This is a genomic window from Serratia symbiotica, assembly GCF_000821185.2.
GTDB lineage: Bacteria > Pseudomonadota > Gammaproteobacteria > Enterobacterales > Enterobacteriaceae > Serratia > Serratia symbiotica.
Genome location: NZ_CP050855.1, coordinates 1,958,533 through 1,973,744, shown reverse-complemented (window position 1 = coordinate 1,973,744; position 15,212 = coordinate 1,958,533). Strand labels below are relative to the sequence as shown.

The following is a 15,212-nucleotide window of genomic DNA, read 5'->3' as shown; positions in this document are numbered from 1 at the left end:
TCAGTTAAGCTTTTGAGGACGCCGCAACGGGTAACGTTGCGGCTTCTTTTTTACCGCTCTTGGATAATGTCTTTGCCGTCTGGCTGGCAGGACGAAGCTTTCAGCCATCGCCAGGATTTCATTCATCACTTTCGGCACCTTTCCCGGAGCCACCGCTGGCAGTATGCTCAGTTGCGCTGTTAGATACAGTGCAGCCTGTTTAAACCCTATCTGGTAAGGCTCCACGTTTTTCAGGCTGTAAGCCATCTGTGCCATCATGAACCTCAGCAGGTTATAAGCCAGCACTACACCCCAGAGTTCCTGTCTTATTAGCTCTGGCTTTCTGCTTCTCAGCGTCAGTTCATTTTGCAACAGATGCTGTTTCATTTCTCTGAAGCCATGCTCGATTTCCCAACGCTGCCCGTAAAGGTCAACGATATCAGCTTTAGGGTAACGTAACGGATCGCACATTGACGTCAGGATCTGTATTGTTTTTCCGTTGATTTCTTTACTTATCAACCTCGCCGTCAGTGTTTGAGGCGCATCTTTCCATTTCTTACGGGCCTGAGGGGTTAAGCTGAGTTCGACCAGTTCATGTCCTGCACCCAGCTTCTCGCGCACCTGATACTGCGCGCCTTTGCGCAGTGGGATCATCCAGTGTTTTTCTGTTCCTGATGACCACCAGTGGTGAAGCAACCCGAGTGCATAGAAGCCTTTATCCAGTATCGTCAGTGAGTGGTCCTGCGTCTGCCCGGCCAATTGAGCGGCAAGGTCAACTTCGCTGGTTTCTGACACGCTGCCAAAGCTCACACCGGATAACAGATGACTGGTCACTTCCATCTGACAGACCATACGCAGCTGTGGCCAGTCGGACTGGGCATACTCATTAGCTGTTCGTCCAAAAGCAGCATCATTTTCCGGCGTGTCCGGTGTTCTCCACAGAGTGCCGTCTACAGCCATCAATGTCAGACCGTTCCAGTGGGATAACGGTGTTTTCTCGAACCAGAGTTGGCGTGTTTTCTCGAAAACCAGTCTAACCACATCTTCCCCGAGCCGCTGACGGGCTTGTACCACGGCGCTGGGTGCGACAAAAGGACGCTTACCCGGCAGCATAATATCGAGATGTGAAACCAACTGATTCATGGAAAATGAGCGGAACAAGGACATACCGGCGACAGCCCAGACCATCATCTCCATGGGGAGACGGCGCTTGCGAAGCGTCACGACCCCGGTATCAGCCAGGCACTCATCGATAAGCTCAGGTGAGAGCAAATCAGACAGTGCAGCAAACTCTTTAGGAGAGAATTTAAGAACGGCATCAAGCGCCTGACTCAGTAACATAAAAAAATCCGTAATCTCAGGGAGATTACGGATTTTCACACAGAGGTAGGATCGTTCAAGTGATCCTTAACTGATCGGCATTACGCCCATTGGGCGGTTTTTTTATGGGGGTGAGAATGGCTGGTTTAAAAGAGCTGTCAGCTCAACTCCAGAGCGTACGGAAGCAAATCCCGTTTGCCACCGCGCAGGCACTAACCCGCGTAGCCCGAAAGATTGCGGACGCGGAGAGAACTGCTTTTAAGCGTCACCTGGAGAACCCAACACCGTTTACTGTCAATGCGGTCAGATCGTATGGTGCTAGAAAAAGCAATCTAAAGGCCAAGGTGTTTGTTATGGATACTGCGGCCAGTTATCTGGAGCCGTTTGAATTTGGTGGTCAGCATAAGCTGAACAGCCAGGCGCTGCTTAACCCTAAAAACATCAAACTGAATAAATACGGCAACTTGCCGCGTAATAAACTCTCGCAACTCAAGGCCAAGCCTAATACGTTCGTCGGTGAGATAAAGGGTGTCAATGGTGTATGGCAGCGCAAGAAAGCTTTAAAAGTCAAGAAGGGTAAAAAACGGCGGAAGCGTTCAGCAAATGGTACTCGCCGTGAGAGGGTTAAACAGAGGCCACCAAAATTACTGATTCGGTTCGGTGACGCACTGCCCGTTAAGCCAACGTTGGGTTACTTTGATCGAGCACAGGTGATGGCTAATGCTCTGATGCCTACAGAGTTAAGCAGAGCAATGGCTGAAGCCATGGTGACGGCAAAATAACCACATCCAATACAGAAATACCCCCCTCAGAAAAAATGGGTCCTTCCTAAGTGATTGATATTACAGGGGCATTGCGCGCCCCGATATTTCACTAGCTATCAACTTTTGAAATTTGGGTAACAGGTAACACCTGAGGTAACAGATGAACCAGTCAGATTTTGCCAAACTTCACGGCGTCAGCCGAAAGACGGTAACGAGCTGGAAGGCCCGTGGTTGGCTGGTTCTGGCCGGAGATGAAATCGATGTTGAAGCGTCTAACGCCAACATTGAGCGCTTCCGAAAAACTGTTACCCGCCCGGAAAAAAAAGCGGCAGGTAACAGACAGGGTAACAAAACAGGTAACAGATCCTCGGGTAACAAGTCAGGTAACAAAAACGATAAGGCGCTGCCCGAGTCTGCGACGAAAACCGTCGAGCGGATGATCGCCGAGCACGGCGTCACCATGTCGCTCGATGAAGCCCGCCAGATGAAAGAAAACTTCCTCGCGTTGCTTACCCAGCTTGATTACGACATTAAATCCGGGCAGGTGTTGCCCTATAAAGACATGATCGAGGCGGTAGGTCATGAATACGCCCGCATGCGCACCCGTCTCATTGCGATTGCTCCTGAACATGGCCCCCGGTTGCGGGGGCTGGCTTCCACCACTAACGACGCGGAGTTTGTCCAGGCACTGCAAGAGGTGGTGTATGAGGCGCTGGAGGAATTAAGCATTGATGCAGATAACCCTAGGAGAGAGGTCTGACAACACAGCCTGGCGTAATTTTACCCGTGATCTGCGCCAGCGACGCGCTGATGTTCGGCCACCTGAGCCGCTATCACTGAGCGAATGGGCTAACAAATACGCAGTATTGTCGAAAGAGACCAGCGCCCAAACCGGCCGCTTTCGTTCCTTCGCCTATCAGGATGGCATCATGGATGCCATTACCGATCCTTCTGTTACACAGGTTTCGGTAATGAAGTCGGCACGTGTCGGGTATACCAAAATCCTTGACCATGTCGTTGGCTATTATCTGGCGCATGACCCGTCGCCGATCCTGATCGTTCAGCCGCGTGTCGAGGATGCCGAGGATTACAGTAAGACCGAGATCGCGCCGATGCTGCGTGATACTCCCGTGTTGGCGGAGATCTGCGGTGACCCTAAGGCCAAGGACAGTAATCAAACTATCCTCAAGAAGACGTTTGCCAACGGTGCCAACCTGACGCTGGTGGGGGCAAATAGCCCAGGGGGATTCCGCCGTATCACCTGCCGCATCATTCTGTTTGATGAGGTGGATGGCTACCCTGCTGGCGGTGCCGGTGTGGAGGGCGATCAGATTGCACTGGGTATCAAACGCTCAGAGACATTCTGGAACCGCAAGATAGCGTTGGGATCAACGCCAACGGTGAAGGGGACCAGCCGTATCGAAAAGGCATATGAGGAGAGCGATCAGCGTCGCTATTACGTGCCATGCCCGCATTGCGGTGAATATCAGGTATTGGAATGGGGAGGCCCGGATACCCCTTACGGCATCAAATGGGACAAGGATGAGCAGGGTGAGGGCATACCTGAAACGGCTTATTACGTTTGCCGCCACAATGGTTGCGTGATCCACCATAACGAAAAATCCTCAATGGTAAAGCGGGGTGAATGGCGGGCAAGCAAACCGTTTAAGGGTCATGCTGGCTTCCACATCTGGGCGGGGTACAGCCTGTTCCCCAATGCCGCATGGAAATACCTGGTTGCCGAATGGCTGCGGGTTAAAAATGATCCACTCATGCGTCAGACGTTTATTAACCTTGTGCTGGGCGAACCCTACGAAGATCGGGGTGAAAAAGCACTAAGCGAAAAACGTTTGCTAGAACGTTGTGAGGTCTGGTCTGCCGAAGTGCCTGATGGCGTGGCCGTGCTGACAGCCGGTATTGATACCCAGGATGGGCGCTTTGAAATTGAAGTCACTGGCTGGGGGCGTAATGAAGAAAGCTGGTCGATAGCGTTCGATGTCATTGAGGGCGATCTGGAAACAGATGAACCGTGGAAGAGACTAGATATCTATCTGAAGCAAATCTGGCGGCGTGCTGATGGACGAGGTTTTACCATCATGGCGGCTTGCATGGACTCCGGTGGCCACCACACGCAGAAAGTGTACGAGTTTGCTAAAGAACGTCTTGGCCGCCGTATCTGGGCTATTAAAGGTGAATCGGCACGAGGTGGCAAACGCTCTCCGGTATGGCCGACAAAGAAACCAACCAATCGTAGTAAATCCAGTTTCAAACCGATCATCATTGGCGTCAATGCGGCAAAAGACACTATCCGTGGCCGGTTGCATATCGATCCACCCGAGTTGCCAGGTGAGCCATCAGCCAGCTATATGCACTTTCCTGATTCCCGTGATCTGAACTATTTCAGCCAGCTATTAGCCGAGCGTTCAGTGCTAAAAGTGTCTGGTGGCCAGCGTTACCGCGTGTGGGAACAACTGCCCGGACGCGCTAACGAAGCGCTGGATTGTCGGGTGTATAGCTACGCGGCGCTGTGCGGACTGTTTTACATGGGGCTGAAGCTTAATTCTCTGGCTGACAGCATTGTACTTAACCCGGATCGCCTGTTACCTGCTCCGGTTGAGTCGGTAGAAAAGCCTAATCTGCGTTTACCCGGTGGTGTTACCGAGGAACCCGCAGAGAAGCCTAAACGCAAGCGCCTGTCACAACTTTTGCCATCGTAAGGACTTCTATGTTTAACCGCAATACCAGCCTGCTGGCCGGAGCGATGACGCGTGAACAATTGCAGGATGCGCTGACTAAGGCGCAGCAGGCGTATATCGATCTGGCCTCGGGATCACGCGGTGTGTCGTTCTCATATACCCAAGGAGACGGCACCCGGTCAGTTTCTTTTCAACAGGCATCAATGGCTGACCTGATGGCGCTGATCCAGCTTCTCCAGGCTCAGTTAGGGATTAATATCAGGCCGCGCCGTCCAATGAGGTTCAGATTCTGATGAATGATGTCAAGATACTTGGCCCCAACGGGCAACCGTTGCCGCCATCCCGTTCAAAGGCGTCCATGCTGGTAGGCGGAAGTCGGGTGCCGTACGACGCCGCTGACTCATTCAGTGACCAGTTGGCAAACTGGCAACCGGCGCTATGGTCGCCCGACAATGAGATCAATATTTACCGCGATCGAATTGTCTCCCGTGTCAGGGATTTGGCCCGCAATGATGGGTGGGCCAGTGGCAGCATTACCCGGGTGTTGGATAACGCCATTGGCGCTAACTTTCGCCCCATCCTGAAACCTGATTACCGCATGCTGGCGTTGATGACGGGTAACAGTGCATTTGACTCCACTTGGGCGGATGAATACGGCAAAGTGATCGAGGCACACTGGCGGTCATGGGCGCAGGATGACCCCGGCCGTTTTTGTGACGTTGAGCGAAAACAAACGGTGTCGCAAATGCTGAGGCTGGGCTTCCGTCACAAACTGATTGATGGTGATGCGCTGGCAGTTCTGCAATATCGGCCTGATCGGCTTGGACGTGGGCGAGGCCGTTACGCCACGACAGTGCAAATTGTTGACCCAGATCGACTGAGCAACCCGCAACAAAACTTCGATATGCCGAACATTCGTGGCGGTGTCGAAATTGATGGTGATGGTGCGCCAGTAGCCTATCACATACGAGAAGCGCATATCGGCGACTGGTGGAGCGGAGCCAAAACGATGACCTGGCAGCGTATCCCGAGGGAAACCGATTGGGGCCGACCGCATGTGGTGCATGATTATGACCATGAGCGTGGTGCCCAGCATCGTGGGAACGGGATATTAACGCCGGTGGTACAGCGCCTGAAAATGCTCATCAAGTACGATCAGACAGAGTTGGAAGCGGCGATATTGAATGCGGTCTTCGGTGCCTACATTACCTCGCCGTACGATCCGCAGATGGTTGAAGCAGCGATGGGGGAAACCTTCGACGATACCAGTATTGGCGCTTACCAAGATGGTCGTGTTGATTTCCATAGAGATCGTCGCATATCTCTGCAAAACGGCGCACGAATGCCAATCTTGTATCCCGGTGAGGATGTCAAAGCCGTCAATGCGGCACGCCCGCACAGCAATTTTGAAGTATTCGAAAGTGCAGCATTACGTAATATCGCCGCTGCAACGGGGCTTTCTACCCAGCAGGTAACACAAGACTGGTCTGATGTTAACTACAGCTCTGCACGTTCGGCGATGTTGGAAGCATGGAAAACGTTGACCCGCCGGCGTGATGATTTTTCTGTCGGGTTTGCACAACCTATCTTGTCTGCGTTTATCGAAGAAATCCACGACACGGAAGATTTACCGCTGCCGAACGGCGCTCCGCACTTTCTGGATGCCAGGGCGGCTTATTGTCGTGCGCGCTGGATGGGGCCAGGTCGAGGCTGGGTAGATCCGGTTGCAGAGAAGAAAGGGGCCATACTCGGTATGGATGCCGGACTTTCAACGCTTGAAATGGAAGCCGCAGAAAACGCCGGTGAAGACTGGGAGGAAATGCTGGATCAGCGTGCCAGAGAAATCGCGGCATTTGAAGAGCGCGGATTAACGCCACCTAGCTGGGCGCAAGCTGATGTATTTGCACCTGAAACAATTAAAGATCCGGAGGCAGAGTGAATTTACCGCATCTGGCGCAGCGGCTATTTAACACGCCGCTGGCGCTGCACCCGCAAAAGGCCGAAGTCGTTATGGCCGCAATGATGGACCGTTTCGGGATCACTCGTATCAACACCTTGGCCTCTGACTGGTTAGGGGACGATGATAGTTTTATCCGTAAAGCTAAAAAACAAGATAACGGTTATGACGTGGTAGATAGCGTCGCCATTATTCCTGTTCAGGGAACATTAGTTCAAAAGCTAGGTTCACTGCGCCCCTACAGCGGCATGACCGGGTATGACGGCATCCGCCAATCATTCCTGACTGCGTTGAACGATCCGGCGGTGAGCGGCATCTGTCTGGATATCGACTCCCCAGGGGGAGAGGTTGCAGGGTGTTTTGACCTTGTTGATGAGATTTATCACGCTCGCGGCTCTAAACCGATACACGCGATCCTGTCAGAAAATGCCTATTCCGCAGCCTACGCTATTGCCAGCGCCGCAGATTGCATCCACGTTCCGCGCACAGGGGGGGTGGGATCGATAGGTGTCATCGTTATTCACTGTGACTGGTCACAGCGGATCAAAGATGATGGGCTGGCGGTCACCATCATCACTTACGGTGACCGCAAAGCTGAAAGCAATCCTTACGTCAAACTGACTGATCAGGCTCGCGCTGCGATACAGGATGATGTGGATACGATGGGTAGACTTTTTGTCAGCACGGTAGCCCGCAATCGGGGCATCACTGAAGAAACTATCCGCAATACCCAGGCTGCCTGTTTTCTGGCGGCTGATGGCGTCAGGTTGGGACTGGCAGATGATGTCATGACCCCTGATGCCGCGTTCCGAAAATTATTGAATGAAGCAGGAGCTTAACGTATGTCTTACTCAAAGTTTGCCCACCTGATGGGTCTTAAGAAAAAATCCTCCGAAGATGAGGAGGACGACAAAGAAAAAGGTAAAAAGGCGAAATCTCGTCGGGCGGAAGAAGACGATGATGATGCCGACGCGGAAGAAGACGAAAACCGCGATGTGAAAAAAGGTCGCCGTGCTGAGCGTAAACGCTGTGCCGCCATCTTTGGTAGTAAGCATGCCGCTGGCCGCCCGGATATGGCGGCGCATCTGGCGTTTAATACCCGCATGAGCGCGAGTGAAGCCATTGGCACGCTGGCAACGATGGGGGCTGTTGCTCCGGCGAAAACAGCGCGTGTTTCGCTGGATTCGCGTATGCAATCTGAACAGGTACGCCTTGGCCCGGATGGCAGCAAGCCCGCCACGGGGAAAAATGCGCTGGTAAGTAAGATGACCGGCCTCTATGACTCTGCACGAGGTAATAAGTAATGGACCAGTTTGGACAAAATCAATTTGCACCTGGCATGAAAAGTTCGCTGTTCGTTCCCGATCAGCTGGTTTCTGGCCCGTTACAACTGGTCACTGACTCTGTCACGATCGGTGTTTCAGGGGCGCTTAAACGAGGGACGGTACTCGGCATGATCACCGCGACCGGCGCGTATATCCCGAGCAAAAAAGACGCGACTGACGGCAGTGAAAAGCCGTCCGCCATTTTGGTCGATAACGTAGACACCACGACCACAGCACAAACTGGCGGTGTGTATCTGATGGGCGAGTTTAATCAGCACCGTCTGATCTTCGATAAGACCTGGACTATCGCTGAACTTAAGGCGCAATTCCGCCCGCTGGCCATCTTCCTGCGCGATAGCATCCAGTCGCCGGTATCCTGATCTAACCCTTTTGAAACGTAACCGATGCCAGTTCTTTGGCAGGGTTGCACACATCTAAAGTATGGCCGGTGGTCGCACCGGCATCATAAAGAGACTGAATATGGAAAACATTTTTGATACCAGCGTGCTGGTGCAGGTCGTCCCTAATCTTAAAACCTGCCAAAACTGGCTTTTGGATCGCTTCTTTCCGAATGTGGTGACCTATGAGACGCAAGAAGTGGCCATTGACGTGGATGTTGGTCTGCGTCGTATGGCCCCGTTTGTTTCCCCGTTGGTGGAGGGGAAACTGGTTGAACAGCGTAAATACCAGACTAATGTCTTCAAGCCCGCTTACATCAAAGACAAACGCGCCCCCGATCTGCGTAAGCCTATCAGCCGCCAGATTGGTGAACGTATCGGGGGAGAATTTACCGCCGCAGAGCGCGAAATGTTGAACCTCCAGTTTGAGATGGCTGACCAAATCGACATGATCAATCGCCGCCTGGAATGGATGGCGGCGAGTGCTCTGACTAAAGGTAAGGTCACTGTTGCAGGTGAGGGCTATGAAACCAAGGTGGTTGATTTTGGACGTTCAGCAGATTTAACCATTACGCTGAGTGGTTCAGACCGATGGCCTCTTAGCATTGCCTCTGGTGCTACCAACACTCAACCGTCTGATGATATTGAAGCCTGGCAGACGACATTCCTTAAAAACTCTGGGGCAGTGCCTACAGATTTGGTGTTCACCAACAAGTCATGGCGTGCATTTCGTCTTGATACCACGATCAAGGACAATGCCATCACCTTTCCGGCATTAAGCCCTTTTGGCAACCAGATTAACATTGGTGCTCAAATTAAGAAGGGAGCGGTTTATAAAGGCCGTTGGGGCAACTTTGATTTGTGGCTGTACAACGACTGGGCTATTGATCCCGTTACAGGCATTGAAGAGCCTCTGATCGCCGATGGCGCGGTAGTCATGAGTTGCGCCGATCTAATGGGAACGCGTGCCTTCGGCGTTATTTTGGATCCAGCGTTCAACTATGGTCCTTTGGCATTTGCGCCTAAAACCTGGGTGAAAGAAGATCCGGCACAACGTTTGCTTATGATGCAATCAGCGCCCTTGGTCATTCCAAGCCGGGTTAATGCTTCACTTTGTGCAACGGTGGTGTGATATGGCCAAGAAACCGCAAAAAGAAGAACTGGGCGGCTTGCCGCCCGAGTTACAGGTGGGTGACCAGGAAAGCCCGGAAACGTTGAAGGTTGATGATCAGGCTTACGATAATTCGGATGACGATGAGGACGGTGAAAAGCTGCCGGACGGCATGGTTCCAGTGGTTGTCACCAAAGGCAACACCGTGCGGCACGATGGATGTGACTATCCAGAAAACCGGGTGTTTACGTTGCCGGTAGCGGATGCGCAGCGGTTGATAGGTCTGGGTGTGGTTGCTGATGTTGAACAACTCCGCAAGCTGGCGTTGCTTCGCAGTGCGCCGGCCGTAACTGTGCAATCGGGGGAGTAAATGGGTATCAACTGGGATCAGCATTTGCTTGCACCGTTACATGGCGTTTTTGGTGACCCGGTTGACTACCGGCCTGCCAGCGGTGCGCCGTACACCGTCAGCGGCATTTTTGATCGTGCTTATACGCAAGAGGTCGAGCCGCTGGACGATGGCAGCACTATCAACACCACCAAACCGGTGTTGGGTGTTCGTGATAGCCAGTTTAAGGCACTGCCGAAACAGGGGGATCGGGTGTTCGTCGGTATCGTCGGTGGGGTACCGGTTAATACGCTGTTTGCCGTTTCAGACGTTCAGCCGGATAGCCATGGTGGAACGAAGCTTATTCTCAATAAGGTGAAATCATGAACCCCAGAGGGATAAGGCTACTGGTCATTGAAGCGCTGAAGAATAAAACCGATGCAGGCGATCGGGTTTTTTCGCCGCGCGACTGGCCGACAACCGCTGACATGTACCCGGTTATCCTGGTGCAAACGCCGATCGACGTTAAGAGTTCACTGGGCCGTAATGTTCCCCAGTTCAACACTGTGACCACGGTTCGCCTCACAGGCCGCCTCCAGGAGTTGGACGATGAGGCGGAAGACAATGGGGCAGAGAAGGCAGAAGAGGCGCTGGAAGAATTGCGCGAGCAGATAGAGCGCGCGGTAATCAACAGCTATGAACTGACTCGCAAGATTCAGCAGTTTCAGCAGGTGCGATCCACCATTGATGTCGATGCTGGCGGCGAAGGGCATACAGCCCAGTTGTTGATGGAATTGGACATTGAATATTATCAGGGGCCTGAAGAGTTTTCTGAAATCAGTACTGAGACCCTTGAAGGGGTAGACGTGCTGTTTTCCATACCTGATGGTACCCCCGAACCCCACGTTAAAATCGATCTGGAGTAACCCTATGTTTGTTAAACCCGCACCGGGGCGTGTTGTGCGCGATCCGGTCAAGGGCACCTTTTTGCCTGGATCCGGCGAACAGGTGCCTGATGATATTTTTTGGGGCCGCCGCCTGAAGGATGGCGATGTTGAGAAATTCGACCCGAACGCGACAGCAAAACCAGCGGCAGGGAAGAAAAGCCAGGAGAATGAGCAATGACCGTCCCATTTAATCGCCTTCCGCCAAACCAGCGCGCGCCATTTTTTTATGCCGAGTTTGATAACTCAATGGCCAATTCAGCCACAACCGTTCAGCGCACGTTGCTGATCGGACAAATGCTGGCAACAGCGACGGCAACGCCAGGCATCCCGCAGAAAGTCTCGTCTGATTCGTTGGTCGCCGGTATCTGTGGCAATGGCTCAATGTTGCACAACATGATGACTGTATATCTGACCAATGACCCCGCTGCCGATATTTGGATATTACCCCTATCAGACGGTGCCAGTGGTATCGTGCCAGCATCGGGAAAGTTACAGGTATTGACTGCTGCCACTGCGACCGGTGTCCTGTCTATCTATATAGCTGGCATGCGTGTCCAACTGACCGTTGTCAGCACAGATGACAAGGGGGCGGTGGCTACGGCTATCGCGGCGGCAATCAACGGGCAAAGCACGTTACCGGTCATTGCTGATGTGGATAGCAAGTCGAGTGATACGGTTAACCTGACGGCAAAAAATAAAGGTTGGCACGGAAACAGCATCGATATACGCCTCAATTATCAGGGCGCGGCGGGTGGAGAAGACACGCCGCAAGGCATGACGTTTAAAATCACACCTATGGCGGGGGGTACCGGTTCGCCGGATCTGAAGGCAGCGCTGGGAAACCTACAGGATCGGGCTTTTGATTTTATCGTTAATCCGTATACAGACACCACATCACTAAACGTGATGAAAGAGTTTCTTTCCGATTCCTCCGGTCGCTGGTCCTACGCTCAGCAGCTTTATGGACATTCCTTCGGTGCTCTGACGGGTACTTATGGCTCTCTGTCGACCGTAGGGGAGTCACGAAATAATCAACATGAGACTTTGCTGGGTATCAACGGATCACCGACGCCTGCCTACCTTTGGGCTGCCGCGTTAACGGGGGCCATTGCACTAAGCTTGCGTAATGATCCGGGTCGACCCACGCAGACGCTGACTATCAGTGGTGTGTTGGCACCGCCATTGGAAGATCGTTTCACCCTAACAGAGCGCAACAACCTACTGTATAGCGGTATCTCCACGTATACAGTGGCAGATGATGGGTCAGTGCAGGTGGAAAAAACCATCACCACCTATCAGAAGAACAAATATGGCGATGCAGATGACAGCTATCTGAACATTGAAACGATTTTCCTGCTCATGTTTGTGACACGTTTCCTCCGCGCGCAGATCACCTCAAAGTTTGGTCGCATGAAGTTGGCCAATGATGGCACCCGGTTTGCACCTGGTGCCCCCATTGTGACACCAAATGTGATCCGCGCCGAGTTGATCGCCCAGTATCGCACGCTGGAATATAACGGCTATGTGCAGGATGCAGCGGCATTTGCAAAAACATTGTTGGTGGAGCGCAACAGCAGCAATACCAAGCGTATTGATGTGCTTTGGACGGGTACGCTGATCGACCAACTGGAAATTTTCGCACTACTCAATCAATGGCGACGCGCGCAAACCGCAGCCTAAGGGGGATTTATGGGAGACACAACTAACCGCCTGGCCGGTACTGCGTACGTCACCATCGACGGTGTAAGGGTCATGGTCGTCGGCCAGTTCAAATACAGCCCTGGCAAATGGGAACGCTCTACGTTGACAGGGATGGATGGTGTCCACGGCTACAAAGAGAAGCCGCGAGCGCCGTTTATTTCCTACCAGGCACGTGACAGCGGCGGAACGTCGATCGCTAAAATCAACGATGCCACCAACGTCACGGTGGTCGTTGAGCTGGCCAACGGTAAAACAGTGATCGGCGAAAACATGTGGTCCGTGAATACGCAGGATGTTGATGGCGAAGAAGCGGTGTTTGATGTTCGCTGGGAAGGCGGATCGGTGACGGAGTATTGATATGGCTACGCTCGATAAGAAAAAAACGATTGTACTCAGCAAGGCGCTGACAATGGGCGATGTGCGTTACGAGCATCTGGACCTGAAAGAGCCAGTCCTGGCCGAGGTGGAGCAGTTTTATGACATTCAGCGAGCCAAGAATAGCATGGCCGCCATGAAGCTGCTGATCGCCTTGAATACGGGGGTGACTGAAAAAGCGCTGGGCAGCATGGCATTTACCGATTACCGGCAATGCGAGGACTACCTGATGTCTTTTTTAACCTTCGATCCCTCGCCGGATGGCAGCAGCTAGCCGCTGAGGTGACGAAGTATTACGGGTGGGGACCCTATGATGCATGGTCCCTGACCCGTACCCGGTTGGACTTCTGGGTCAATCAGGCCAATCGAATAGAAAAAATGAAGGCGGGTAAATAATGGCGAATTCATTCGATTTCGAGCTGACAGCAAGTGATCAGGCATCTGCGTCTATTCAGCGTATTGAAGAGGCGGTAAAGAACCTCAACCCATTGCTGAAAAAAACGCGCGATGGTCTTGCACTTGGCGGACAGGAGTCAAGAGACAAGTTAGATAGTCTGGGCAGTCAGTTTGATGTATTAGCCAGACATGCCCGCAGCGGCGTCCAGTTTATTGGTGATCTGGTGCCGCCGCTGAAAATGGTTGGGGGCTTAACGCTGGGGTTGGGCGGGGCTGCGGTCGCTATCAATGCCGTCAAAAACAACCTCACCAATTTCGCCAACGCGGGATACCGCATCGACACCATCGCAAAAAATATCAGCATGACCACTGATGCCTTTCAGGAGCTGACGGGTGCCATGATTGAAAACGGTAGTGAGCGTGAGGCGGCAGAGAGTTCGATTGGTAATTTGTTCGAAAAAGCGAACGATGCGGCATGGGGGCGTAATAAAGAATTTCTTGCGCTTCTTAAAACGAACGATATCGATATTAGCCTGACAAAGGAAGGTCTGGCAGATGTTGGAAAATTAATTAAAGACCTAAACCGGGAAATGCAAAGCCTATCCCCTGCTAGACAGGCTATTTTTGCCAACAAGCTGGGTCTCTCACCGGAGTTACTCAGCTATTTGCGTAATACCACCAGTGAAGTACAGCGTCTGAAAGACCTGGCTCGGCGTGATGGCCTCATATTTAGTGACAAGGATCTGCAAAACGCCTTGGCGTTTAAACAGCAGATGAATCAGATCAGCGCAGCCTTTGATGGGATGCAGATGAAGGTGCAAGCGTGGTTGGGGCAGTCGGAGTTCATGGCGGCGTCAGTAGACCAAATCAAGCAGGTCGTTACCCATGGCCTCGACAATGTCACGCTAGGCTCGATCCTGACGTTCAATAGCGGTGGGAAACAGGCAGACCTTTTACGCCAGGCACAAGGTGACGATCAATTCAAAGACACGCTGTCATGGAAAGAGAAACTTGATTTAAATCTTGGCTATGCATCGGAAGATCTAATCAAAAAGCTCGACGGGTACTACAAGCCGGTGTGGCGTGCTGATCGGTTGAAAGGGGATTTGGAGAAAGCGACTGGGCCGCAGGCTGGTAATCAGACGGGTAATAATATCGGCACGGGGCCGGGGCCTTATGGCCAACCGGGTAATAATGCTCTGGGGTTGCGGAACAATAACCCGGGTAACTTACGAGCGGCACCCAATGCCACGGGAAAAAATGGGGGCTTCTCTACCTTTGCATCCTCTTATGACGGACTTGCAGCCTTGTCACGTCAACTCCAGCTTTATGGAGACCGTGGGAACAATACGCTGAATGGGATTATTCACACTTATGCGCCCAGGTCGGAAAATAAAACTCAGTCATATATTGATGCTGTTTCAAAGCAAACTGGTTTTAATCCAAGTGATCGCATCAATCTTCATTCACCGGAAGTACTGGAGAAGCTAATTCCCGCCATCATCAAGCATGAAAATGGTGTTCAGCCGTACACACGGGACGAGATTTCGAAAGGGATCAATGATTCTGTGAATGATGTGCGGTGGAGCGGCCTGCGTGACCAGAACAATTTGTTCGATCAGCGTCAATCTGGCGCGTTTGATTACGAAAGTAAAGTAGATGAAGATGGAGGGAAGAGGACGCCTATACATTCCACGTCATTATTTCCCCCTACAGCGACAGATGACGCTTCTCTTGGCCGTTTGACTGAGGCTATGTCTAAGGCATTCGACGATAACAAATTCCAACTGGAAATTACACTGGTCAATCCCCAGACCGGTGAGCGCCGCAAGGTTCAAACTGAAAGCGGCGGCCGCGTGGCCTTGTCGATGCAATCACTGAGTTAACCGCTTCGACGGTTTTTTTGTCTCTGGAG

At 52.3% G+C, this 15,212-nt stretch carries 18 protein-coding genes; 17 read left to right on the top strand and 1 reads right to left on the bottom strand.

Annotated features, from left to right (window positions below; all coding sequences use genetic code 11):
* Entirely contained in the window at positions 1–1,320 is a 1,320-nt protein-coding gene (locus tag SYMBAF_RS09855) for an IS4 family transposase (RefSeq protein WP_040265441.1), read from the bottom strand.
* A gap of 116 nt (positions 1,321–1,436) precedes the next feature.
* Between SYMBAF_RS09855 and SYMBAF_RS09850 the strand changes: the two genes are divergently transcribed.
* The 17 genes from SYMBAF_RS09850 to SYMBAF_RS09770 all read left to right on the top strand — a co-directional run bounded on the left by SYMBAF_RS09850 (position 1,437) and on the right by SYMBAF_RS09770 (position 15,183).
* The gene (locus SYMBAF_RS09850; protein ID WP_040265443.1) at positions 1,437–2,081 is read left to right on the top strand and encodes a hypothetical protein; all 645 of its coding nucleotides are present in this window, start codon (positions 1,437–1,439) and stop codon (positions 2,079–2,081) included.
* A 142-nt stretch (positions 2,082–2,223) separates the two neighbouring features.
* Entirely contained in the window at positions 2,224–2,823 is a 600-nt protein-coding gene (locus SYMBAF_RS09845) for a hypothetical protein (RefSeq protein ID WP_040265446.1), read from the top strand.
* Entirely contained in the window at positions 2,795–4,780 is a 1,986-nt protein-coding gene (locus SYMBAF_RS09840) for a phage terminase large subunit family protein (RefSeq protein ID WP_040262928.1), read from the top strand. Before SYMBAF_RS09845 ends, SYMBAF_RS09840 begins: the two co-directional genes overlap by 29 nt.
* Positions 4,781–4,788: 8 nt before the next feature.
* Entirely contained in the window at positions 4,789–5,052 is a 264-nt protein-coding gene (gene gpW, locus SYMBAF_RS09835; protein ID WP_040262926.1) for a gpW family head-tail joining protein, read from the top strand.
* Positions 5,052–6,698 carry a phage portal protein gene (locus SYMBAF_RS09830; RefSeq protein ID WP_040262924.1) on the top strand — a complete coding sequence of 549 codons (1,647 nt, stop codon included), beginning with the start codon at positions 5,052–5,054 and terminating at the stop codon, positions 6,696–6,698. The genes gpW and SYMBAF_RS09830 overlap by 1 nt, the downstream gene beginning before the upstream one ends.
* Positions 6,695–7,555, top strand: coding sequence for a S49 family peptidase (locus SYMBAF_RS09825; protein ID WP_040262922.1), 861 nt, complete (start codon positions 6,695–6,697; stop codon positions 7,553–7,555). Before SYMBAF_RS09830 ends, SYMBAF_RS09825 begins: the two co-directional genes overlap by 4 nt.
* Positions 7,556–7,558: 3 nt before the next feature.
* Complete coding sequence (locus SYMBAF_RS09820) at positions 7,559–8,020, top strand: hypothetical protein (RefSeq protein ID WP_185899897.1); 462 nt, start codon at positions 7,559–7,561, stop codon at positions 8,018–8,020.
* The gene (locus tag SYMBAF_RS09815; RefSeq protein ID WP_185899896.1) at positions 8,020–8,421 is read left to right on the top strand and encodes a head decoration protein; all 402 of its coding nucleotides are present in this window, start codon (positions 8,020–8,022) and stop codon (positions 8,419–8,421) included. The genes SYMBAF_RS09820 and SYMBAF_RS09815 overlap by 1 nt, the downstream gene beginning before the upstream one ends.
* A 100-nt stretch (positions 8,422–8,521) precedes the next feature.
* Positions 8,522–9,571, top strand: a complete 1,050-nt coding sequence (locus tag SYMBAF_RS09810; RefSeq protein WP_040265094.1) for a major capsid protein — start codon at positions 8,522–8,524, stop codon at positions 9,569–9,571.
* A gap of 1 nt (position 9,572) precedes the next feature.
* Positions 9,573–9,920: a hypothetical protein gene (locus tag SYMBAF_RS09805; protein ID WP_185899895.1), complete on the top strand. Its 348-nt coding sequence runs from the start codon at positions 9,573–9,575 to the stop codon at positions 9,918–9,920.
* Positions 9,921–10,265 (top strand): head-tail joining protein, encoded by a 345-nt coding sequence (locus SYMBAF_RS09800; protein WP_185899894.1) that lies wholly within the window; start codon positions 9,921–9,923, stop codon positions 10,263–10,265.
* The gene (locus tag SYMBAF_RS09795) at positions 10,262–10,804 is read left to right on the top strand and encodes a hypothetical protein (RefSeq protein ID WP_040264831.1); all 543 of its coding nucleotides are present in this window, start codon (positions 10,262–10,264) and stop codon (positions 10,802–10,804) included. The genes SYMBAF_RS09800 and SYMBAF_RS09795 overlap by 4 nt, the downstream gene beginning before the upstream one ends.
* Positions 10,805–10,808: 4 nt before the next feature.
* Positions 10,809–11,003, top strand: coding sequence for a DUF2635 domain-containing protein (locus SYMBAF_RS09790; protein ID WP_040264832.1), 195 nt, complete (start codon positions 10,809–10,811; stop codon positions 11,001–11,003).
* Positions 11,000–12,505, top strand: a complete 1,506-nt coding sequence (locus SYMBAF_RS09785; RefSeq protein WP_185899893.1) for a phage tail sheath subtilisin-like domain-containing protein — start codon at positions 11,000–11,002, stop codon at positions 12,503–12,505. Before SYMBAF_RS09790 ends, SYMBAF_RS09785 begins: the two co-directional genes overlap by 4 nt.
* A 9-nt stretch (positions 12,506–12,514) precedes the next feature.
* Positions 12,515–12,883, top strand: a complete 369-nt coding sequence (locus SYMBAF_RS09780; RefSeq protein WP_040264835.1) for a phage tail tube protein — start codon at positions 12,515–12,517, stop codon at positions 12,881–12,883.
* 1 nt (position 12,884) lies between these two features.
* The gene (locus tag SYMBAF_RS09775; protein ID WP_160744833.1) at positions 12,885–13,175 is read left to right on the top strand and encodes a phage tail assembly protein; all 291 of its coding nucleotides are present in this window, start codon (positions 12,885–12,887) and stop codon (positions 13,173–13,175) included.
* A 121-nt stretch (positions 13,176–13,296) separates the two neighbouring features.
* Positions 13,297–15,183, top strand: coding sequence for a hypothetical protein (locus SYMBAF_RS09770; protein ID WP_185899892.1), 1,887 nt, complete (start codon positions 13,297–13,299; stop codon positions 15,181–15,183).
* The last annotated feature ends 29 nt before the right edge of the window (positions 15,184–15,212 follow it).

What these genes read in the sequence shown, in the direction of transcription:
- SYMBAF_RS09855 (WP_040265441.1), bottom strand. Translation starts at nt 1,320, where the DNA reads ATGTTACTGAGTCAGGCGCTTGATGCCGTTCTTAAATTCTCTCCTAAA.
- SYMBAF_RS09850 (WP_040265443.1), top strand. Translation starts at nt 1,437, where the DNA reads ATGGCTGGTTTAAAAGAGCTGTCAGCTCAACTCCAGAGCGTACGGAAG.
- SYMBAF_RS09845 (WP_040265446.1), top strand. Translation starts at nt 2,224, where the DNA reads ATGAACCAGTCAGATTTTGCCAAACTTCACGGCGTCAGCCGAAAGACG.
- SYMBAF_RS09840 (WP_040262928.1), top strand. Translation starts at nt 2,795, where the DNA reads ATGCAGATAACCCTAGGAGAGAGGTCTGACAACACAGCCTGGCGTAAT.
- gpW (WP_040262926.1), top strand. Translation starts at nt 4,789, where the DNA reads ATGTTTAACCGCAATACCAGCCTGCTGGCCGGAGCGATGACGCGTGAA.
- SYMBAF_RS09830 (WP_040262924.1), top strand. Translation starts at nt 5,052, where the DNA reads ATGAATGATGTCAAGATACTTGGCCCCAACGGGCAACCGTTGCCGCCA.
- SYMBAF_RS09820 (WP_185899897.1), top strand. Translation starts at nt 7,559, where the DNA reads ATGTCTTACTCAAAGTTTGCCCACCTGATGGGTCTTAAGAAAAAATCC.
- SYMBAF_RS09815 (WP_185899896.1), top strand. Translation starts at nt 8,020, where the DNA reads ATGGACCAGTTTGGACAAAATCAATTTGCACCTGGCATGAAAAGTTCG.
- SYMBAF_RS09810 (WP_040265094.1), top strand. Translation starts at nt 8,522, where the DNA reads ATGGAAAACATTTTTGATACCAGCGTGCTGGTGCAGGTCGTCCCTAAT.
- SYMBAF_RS09805 (WP_185899895.1), top strand. Translation starts at nt 9,573, where the DNA reads ATGGCCAAGAAACCGCAAAAAGAAGAACTGGGCGGCTTGCCGCCCGAG.
- SYMBAF_RS09800 (WP_185899894.1), top strand. Translation starts at nt 9,921, where the DNA reads ATGGGTATCAACTGGGATCAGCATTTGCTTGCACCGTTACATGGCGTT.
- SYMBAF_RS09795 (WP_040264831.1), top strand. Translation starts at nt 10,262, where the DNA reads ATGAACCCCAGAGGGATAAGGCTACTGGTCATTGAAGCGCTGAAGAAT.
- SYMBAF_RS09790 (WP_040264832.1), top strand. Translation starts at nt 10,809, where the DNA reads ATGTTTGTTAAACCCGCACCGGGGCGTGTTGTGCGCGATCCGGTCAAG.
- SYMBAF_RS09785 (WP_185899893.1), top strand. Translation starts at nt 11,000, where the DNA reads ATGACCGTCCCATTTAATCGCCTTCCGCCAAACCAGCGCGCGCCATTT.
- SYMBAF_RS09780 (WP_040264835.1), top strand. Translation starts at nt 12,515, where the DNA reads ATGGGAGACACAACTAACCGCCTGGCCGGTACTGCGTACGTCACCATC.
- SYMBAF_RS09775 (WP_160744833.1), top strand. Translation starts at nt 12,885, where the DNA reads ATGGCTACGCTCGATAAGAAAAAAACGATTGTACTCAGCAAGGCGCTG.
- SYMBAF_RS09770 (WP_185899892.1), top strand. Translation starts at nt 13,297, where the DNA reads ATGGCGAATTCATTCGATTTCGAGCTGACAGCAAGTGATCAGGCATCT.